The following is a 1,595-nucleotide window of genomic DNA, read 5'->3' as shown; positions in this document are numbered from 1 at the left end:
CGTCGCCTCAGGCGTCCGCGCCACCTGCCCCTCAAACGCCACCGGCAACGACACCCACGGAACCTCGACCCGCTCCCCCTGCCAACCGGACAGCAGTTCCCCACGCTCGTGGGAAGACAGGACGTCCAGCTCGCCCACCTGGCGATCGGGATCCGCCGCCACCGCGGCCAGCACCCGGTTGAACCGATCCACCAGCCCCTCGACCGTCACCCGGTCAAAGAGATCCGTGGCGAACTCGAAGGCGCCGACGAGACCCGCCGCACCGCCGTCGTCCCCGTGCTGCTCGTGCACGCCCAGCTGGAGGTCGAACTTCGCGGCGCCGTCCCCGGTCGACTCGCTCGTGAAGGTCAGTCCGGGCAGCCTGAACTGGGCCTGCTCGTTGTTCTGGAAGGTCAGCATCACCTGGAAGAGGGGGTGGCGCGACAGCGACCGCTCGGGGTTGAGCGCCTCGACGACGTGCTCGAAGGGCACGTCCTGGTGCGCGTAGGCGGCCAGGTCAGTCTCACGGACCCGCTCCACCAGCTCGCGGAAGGTGGGGTCGCCGGACAAGTCGGTGCGCAGGACAAGAGTGTTGATGAAGAATCCGACCAGGTCGTCCAGTGCCTCGTCCGTACGACCTGCGATCGGCGAGCCGATCGCGATGTCTGTCCCGGCCCCGAGCCGCGAAAGAAGTGCCGCGAAGGCTGCCCGCACCACCATGAACACGCTCGCGCCCGACACCCGCGCCAGGTCGACCAGACCCGCGTGGACCTCCGCGCCCACCTCGAAAACCAGACGGTCTCCGCGGTGCGAGGCCACCGCCGGGCGGGGCCGATCGGTGGGCAGCTCCAACTGGTCAGGAAGAGCGTCGAGTCGGGCCTTCCAGTACGCGAGTTGCTGACCGAGTACGCTCTCCGAGTCGTTCTCGTCGCCCAGCAGCTCCCGCTGCCAGATCGCGTAGTCCGCGTACTGCACGGGCAGCGACCGCCAGGCCGGGGAACGATCTGCGATCCGCGCCTCGTACGCCGCCGCCACGTCCCGCCCCAGCGGCGCCATCGACCAGCCGTCACCAGCGACGTGATGCAGGACGACCACAAGGACGTGCTCGTCCTCGCTCAGCACGAATAGCTTTGCTCGGAAGGGTATTTCGGCGCTCAGCTCGAATCCCTGATTCGCCACAGCCGCGACGGCCGTCCGGACCTCCGCTTCGGCGATCTCGGCGATGGGCAGGGGCAGACTGACCTCGTCAGGAGTCAGGATCTTCTGGTAAGGCGTGCCTTCCACGTCTTCCAGAAGGAGCGTCCGCAGGCTCTCGTGCCGTGCGACGACGTCCTGGAGGGCGCGTCCGAGCACCTCTCTGTTCAGTTCGCCGGAGAGACGCAGCGCGATGGGCACGTTGTATGTGGCCGCAGCCGGTCCCTGGATGCGGTTCAGGAGCCACAGCCCTCGCTGGGCGGGCGACAGCGGGATCTCCGCGGGGCGCGGCCGAGGCGTCAGCGCGGTACGGGCGTCTGCGGCGTCCTCGATCCGGTCTGCGAGTTGGAGCACGGTCGGGCCCTCGAAGATCGCGCGGAGGGGGAGTTCGACGTTCAGGACGGTGCGGATACGGCTGATGA

General features: G+C 68.7%; 1 protein-coding gene. It reads right to left on the bottom strand.

Annotated features, from left to right (window positions below):
- Positions 1–1,595: condensation domain-containing protein (locus ACWGIH_RS43445; protein WP_453452836.1), on the bottom strand; the 1,595-nt coding region annotated here is incomplete at both ends.

Source organism: Streptomyces sp. NPDC054872, from assembly GCF_053610705.1.
This window is presented reverse-complemented; position numbering and strand designations above follow the sequence as displayed.